The organism is Nostoc sp. CCY0012 (genome assembly GCF_963920855.1).
In the GTDB taxonomy this organism is placed as follows: Bacteria; Cyanobacteriota; Cyanobacteriia; order Cyanobacteriales; family Nostocaceae; genus Cyanocohniella.
Window position 1 is genome coordinate 1 of record NZ_CAWUDM010000192.1, and the last position, 5735, is coordinate 5735.

Below are 5735 nucleotides of genomic sequence, written 5' to 3' on the forward strand. Positions count from 1 at the left end.
GACAAGGGGATGGGGGGACAAGGGGGTTAAGGCGTTTTTTACGCTAACCCAACTTTCTAAGGAAGGGGTGGCGGAACCTAGAATTAAGGGACAGTTTTCTAATTCGGCTCGCCATTGGGCGACGGTGCGGGCGTGGTAGGTAGGTATAGGGGAATCTTGTTTGAAACTGCTGTCGTGTTCTTCGTCTAAGATGATGATTCCTAAGTTGGGTAAGGGGGCGAAAATGGCGCTGCGAGTCCCGATGATAATTTGGGGTTCTCCGGTGAGCATTTGGCGCCAGGTGTCGTAACGTTCACCGTCGGAAAGGGCGCTGTGATACACACTAATTTTGTTGCCGAAACGCGCGCGGAAACGATCTGTTAACTGGGGTGTGAGTCCAATTTCTGGAACTAATACTAGGGCGGATTTACCTTGGTTAATTAGGGGTGCGATCGCTTGTAAATATACTTCGGTTTTGCCGGAACCTGTGATGCCATGCAATAACACTTGAGCAAATTGATTCCAGGATTGAATCATGGCTAAGGCATTGGCTTGATCACTATTTAAGGTTTTGGGATAATCCTGCGCTAATGCTAATCCTTGTTCTGTTCTTAATACTTCTCTCTCCTCAATAACTATGTAGCCTTTGTTGGCCATCGTCTTTAAGGTAGAAGAACTAGCATGACAAATTTGTAATAGTTCACTTTGCCATAATTCTCCGCCACGTCGCCGCAATACTTCTAAAATTTCTCGTTGGCGAGTAGTTAAATCATGATCAATGGTGCCAATTAATGTGACTGCTTTTTGGAGTTTTGGTTTATTCAGCCTTGGAGGTTCCAAATAACTTTCTACGAACCCCAATCGTAATAACTCCCTCACTCCCCGATAGGCTGCTTTGATTTTTTGTTGCAGGTAGGTAAAACTGTAGTCTCCATCTGGTTGAGTTTGCAAAAGTTGGAGAACTTGCTGTGCTGTGGGACTAATAAAGGTTGTTGATTGGGAAATTTGTCGTTTTATTTCGGCATTTTGGCATAAGCGAATCCGACGTTGCGATCGCCCCAGCAATCCTGGTGGTAATGCTACCCGGATCACCTGAATTAGCGGCGTATAGTAATATGCGGCCACTCGATTTAATAATTCCCAATATGTGGTGGGAAAAAATCCTACACTCACTACATCTTCTACTTCTCGAATTTTTTCTGGTGGTAAATCTACGTTTGGTTGTGTCAATAAACGAATGGCGATCGCTCCTACCTTTTGTGCGCCAAATGGCACACTTAAAATATCCCCAGGGTTGATTTTTAAATGCGTAGGTAATCGGTAAGTAAACAATCCCAGCGCTCCTGGACAATCCACCAGCACTTCCACCCAGCGATGTACCGTTTCTAACTGGTAAGATTCACTAGGTTCTGCAACCGCTAAATTGAGTAAATTAATGCCATTTGTATACATAATTTCGGAATGCTATGCTCAAATATTTCTCTCGATTTCACTTCGTTTCTCGAAAATTATCTAGCTAATCCAGTTTTTATTTTTTGGAGGTAAATTGTATTTCATAATACTTTCAATCCACATAATACTTGATAATTTTCCTGTTATGTAATCTACTAGACAATTTTGTCTTAACAATACGTGCCATAAATAGTTGAAGAGAGTTATAAAAAATCAAACTATGTTATTGGCTGCTTCTGAAATAGTGTGACTATCTACTAAATCTGACGTAGTATTTTTCAGCCTCTTGATAGATATTCAACTGTTGATGTCTATGAGATGCTTTTATACATACAAAATATTTCGGAAATTTAAACTAGCCAACTTATGTCATTTAGGAAACTTTATGAAAAACGTATAACTCCAAAAATCAAGACTATGATTGTCTTAATGATTTTTAACCCATAAAGCTGAGAATTTTCATAAAAGTATATAAAATTTTAAGCGGTTGGGGGATTTACCTGAGTTTTTTATATTTGTTAAAGTGGATAAAGGTTGAGGAAAATTGACAGGCTCAGGTATTAGGAAAAATAAGGAAGATATTCTGTTGGAACCTGAGAAGATCGTTTCTGGGTGCAAAAGCCAGTATTTGTTAGATTTTCTATCTAACTGGAATCCAGAAATGATAGCTAAGGGCTGATTTTTATAACTGAATAAGCAATTAGCAAAAATATGTATTTTTATCACAAAGAGGTGCATTTGTTTCTTAGGGAAACTACCAAGCTTTAACCAAGCGGCTGTCAATAAGTTATGTACCAAACAAAGCAACAATCCCTAAAGTAAACTATGAACATTGCTGAATTGGGAACAATGGAAATACTGGAAACTACTACCGAACTTGAAGAACATACATTAGATATATTAGAGCCAGTAGTAGAGGAAGAATCCCCCATTATCGAAAATCTGGAATCAGAGGAACGTGATGGGGATGAAATGGCGGCGGCGAGGCCTTCAGGATACAATAAAACTGAACATGATGATGCCGTAGGCGCGTTTTTTAAAGAAATGGCGCGTTATCCGTTGCTCAAACCAGACGAAGAAGTCGAGTTAGCGCGGAGAGTCCGGTTCCTAGAGGAAGTTAGGGAAGTTCAAGCTGCTTTGGAATTAGAACTGGCACAGTCAGTCAGTAAGGCGCAAGTAGGTTCCCAGTTCGATTTGACAGAAAAACAACTGGAAAGTCGCTTATATCAAGGTCGAGTGGCGAAACGCAAAATGATTCGCTCGAACTTGAGGTTGGTAGTTTCCATAGCCAAACGTTATTTGAATCGCGGCGTACCTTTTCTGGATTTAATCCAAGAAGGCGCAATGGGTTTAAATCGTGCTACAGAAAAATTTGATCCAGATAAAGGATATAAGTTTTCGACTTACGCCTATTGGTGGATTAGACAAGCAATTACCCGGGCGATCGCTAACGATGCGCGAACAATCCGTTTGCCTATCCACATTGTAGAAAAACTAAATAAACTAAAAAAAGCCCAACGGGAACTCAAACAAAAACTTTGTCGCAATCCTTCCGAAGCCGAAATGGCGGAATCTTTGGAGATTAGCGTCCAACAACTGCGCCAACTGCAACAACTAAGGCGACAAGCACTGTCTCTCAATCACCGTGTTGGTAAGGAAGAAGACACGGAATTGATGGATTTGCTAGAAGATGAGGATAACTTATCTCCCGAAGCAAAAATGAACGAAAACATGATGCGTCAGGAGATTTGGGATGTATTGGGTGATGTGTTAACTCCACGGGAGAAAGACGTGATTTCTCTGCGCTATGGTTTAACAACCAGCGAACCCTGTACTTTAGAAGAAGTTGGCAATATGTTCAATTTGTCACGGGAACGAGTCCGCCAAATTCAAAGCAAAGCTATGCGGAAATTACGCCGTCCTCATATAGCCAAACGTTTAAAGGGATGGTTGATTTAATTCGTAATTCGTAATTCGTAATTAAGGTCAGTCAATCTCTGGAAGTTGGCAATCTAGCATGATATTACTCTAGTCTCTAGTCTCTAGTCTCTAGTCTCTAGTCTCTAGTCTCTAGTCTTTAGCCTCCAAGTGACCAATTAGTTATAGACTATGGACTGTGGATTATAGATTATTAACGAATGGCCCCACATAGCAATTTAATTTTGCGTTTTGCTGAACCTGCTGATAGCAATGTACTGTTTGATTTAATTAAGGGTCTTGCCGAGTACGAAAAATTATCTCACGCTGTTACTGGCAATGCTTTGGATCTCCAGGAGCATTTATTTGGCTCCCCAAAGTATGTTGAGGCAATACTAGCAGAATATGCAGGGCAATCTGTTGGTTTTGCCCTGTTTTTTTATAATTATTCCACTTTTTTGACTAAGCCAGGAATTTATTTAGAAGATTTATTTGTCTTACCAGAATATCGACGGCAAGGTATTGGCAAAGCTATTTTATCTAAAGTAGCGCAGATAGCAGTCGAGCGAAATTGCGGACGGTTAGAATGGAGTGTCCTGGATTGGAACGAATCGGCGCAAGCATTCTATCGCAGTATGGGAGCATCCATTTTAGATGAGTGGCGAATTTGTCGTGTCACAGAAGATGCTTTGCAACAATTAGCTGTGAAAGAATGAAGTGTAAAAATACAAAATTCTTTATCAATGATCGCACAGAAGTTTGACAGCTTGTCTTTTGACTAAGGCAATTTGTGCGAATGACAATTATAAAGGATATTGTACCGAATCAGACGTTTTGCAGAGAGAACACGCAATGAAAAGAATTATTTCAGTACTATTGTTAGGCATAGCCATCTTCACCTTTGCCTTCAGTAGTCCGGCTTTGGCAGCAGATACTGTTAATGGCGCTAAAGTATTTGCTGCTAATTGTGCTTCTTGCCATGCAGGTGGGAAAAATCTAGTTCAAGCCAACAAAAGTCTGAAAAAAGATGACTTAGAAAAGTATGGCTTGTACTCAGCAGAGGCAATTATTAGCCAAGTTACAAATGGTAAAAATGCCATGCCGGCTTTCAAAGGTCGTTTGAAAGCAGAACAAATTGAAGATGTAGCTGCTTACGTATTGGAACAAGCAGATAAAGGTTGGTAGTTAACAATGATCAGATAAAACTGTTCACTGTTGACTGTTTTCAGCCCTGATGGGGATTTATACAGTTTAGCGTTTGCTACTGTAGACATAATCGTACATTCAAAGTTGGTGTATTCGACTCGAACGAAGAGCGCCACCACAATTAGCGGGGCTGTTTGTCCCGTTAATTTTGTTTATGCCGAAATTGTCAACTAGAATGCTTATGACTTATTTCTGGCGATTATTTCTCAGTGTATTGATGGCTTTTTTCCTGAGTTTTTCTCATCTCAGCGCTTATTCATTACCTCTTGCCATCACCCCAATTACAGCTAGTGATTTCTTAAAATTGGGTGTAATTCAGATGCAGCGCGGTGATTACCAAGAAGCAATTGAGCAATTTAACCAAGCGTTGCAACTTCAGGAAAATTTAGCTGTAGCTTATAGCGATCGCTGTTTTGCTTACCTGCAATTACAAGATTACCACCAAGCGATCGCCGATTGTACTCAAGCCCTCAATTTTGCACCCCAGAACTTCGATACTTATCTGCTGCGGGGATTAGCACACTACAGAAAAGGCGATGATCTAGCTGCCATTGCCGATTATAACCAGGCGATCGCTCTCAAGCCTGATGATTTTCGAGCTTACTACAACCGAGGTTTAGCTTATACGGGGCAAGGAAATTACTTAAAGGCAATTGCCAATTACAATTTAGCCTTAACCCAAATTCCCCCAACCAGTAATTTATTCCTCGCGGATATCTACAATGACCGTGGTTTAGCTCACTTAATTTTGCAAGACTCCCCAGCTGCTATGCTCGACTTTGATCTGGCAATTCGCCTCAAACCACAGGATTATCGAGCTTACTTTAACAGGGGTTGTACTAGTGGCCAAAATGGGGATGACATGGCAGCAATTCGTGATTTTTCTCAGGCTATTAGACTTAATCCTAGTTATGCTCAAGCTTACGTGAATCGGGGAATGGCTCGATATCGCTTAAGTTCCCATCAAGGAGCAATGTCTGGTAATAAGCTATTTCACATTTACACAGACCTCAAACAAGCGTCTGAATATTTTGGAGAACAAGGAGAAAAAGTTGCATACGAAAAAACTCTCAGTCTACTAAATAAACTGCAACAACAATTAGAATTAGCCATTGAGATAGCATGATTAGGAATATGAATTAAATAACATGCAAGTCTAGTTTTTGACCTCACCCCGCCTT

General features: G+C 40.5%; 5 protein-coding genes. 4 read left to right on the plus strand and 1 reads right to left on the minus strand.

What is annotated here, in order from left to right; translation table 11 throughout:
• On the minus strand, positions 1 to 1431 hold a 1431-nt coding region (gene priA, locus ACM0OS_RS28205), incomplete at its 3' end, for a primosomal protein N' (protein WP_414546485.1).
• A gap of 825 nt (positions 1432 to 2256) precedes the next feature.
• Here priA and ACM0OS_RS28210 point away from each other — a divergent pair.
• The 4 genes from ACM0OS_RS28210 to ACM0OS_RS28225 all read left to right on the plus strand — a co-directional run bounded on the left by ACM0OS_RS28210 (position 2257) and on the right by ACM0OS_RS28225 (position 5680).
• Positions 2257 to 3390: an RpoD/SigA family RNA polymerase sigma factor gene (locus tag ACM0OS_RS28210; RefSeq protein ID WP_414546486.1), complete on the plus strand. Its 1134-nt coding sequence runs from the start codon at positions 2257 to 2259 to the stop codon at positions 3388 to 3390.
• 179 nt (positions 3391 to 3569) lie between these two features.
• Entirely contained in the window at positions 3570 to 4064 is a 495-nt protein-coding gene (locus ACM0OS_RS28215; RefSeq protein ID WP_414546487.1) for an N-acetyltransferase family protein, read from the plus strand.
• Positions 4065 to 4200: 136 nt separating this feature from the next.
• Positions 4201 to 4533: a cytochrome c6 PetJ gene (petJ, locus tag ACM0OS_RS28220; RefSeq protein WP_414546488.1), complete on the plus strand. Its 333-nt coding sequence runs from the start codon at positions 4201 to 4203 to the stop codon at positions 4531 to 4533.
• 202 nt (positions 4534 to 4735) lie between these two features.
• Complete coding sequence (locus ACM0OS_RS28225; RefSeq protein WP_414546489.1) at positions 4736 to 5680, plus strand: tetratricopeptide repeat protein; 945 nt, start codon at positions 4736 to 4738, stop codon at positions 5678 to 5680.
• Positions 5681 to 5735: the final 55 nt, after the last annotated feature.

Bases quoted from the DNA above. Each gene is read 5' to 3' on its own strand.
- ACM0OS_RS28210 (WP_414546486.1), top strand. From the start codon at position 2,257: ATGAACATTGCTGAATTGGGAACAATGGAAATACTGGAAACTACTACC.
- ACM0OS_RS28215 (WP_414546487.1), top strand. From the start codon at position 3,570: ATGGCCCCACATAGCAATTTAATTTTGCGTTTTGCTGAACCTGCTGAT.
- petJ (WP_414546488.1), top strand. From the start codon at position 4,201: ATGAAAAGAATTATTTCAGTACTATTGTTAGGCATAGCCATCTTCACC.
- ACM0OS_RS28225 (WP_414546489.1), top strand. From the start codon at position 4,736: ATGACTTATTTCTGGCGATTATTTCTCAGTGTATTGATGGCTTTTTTC.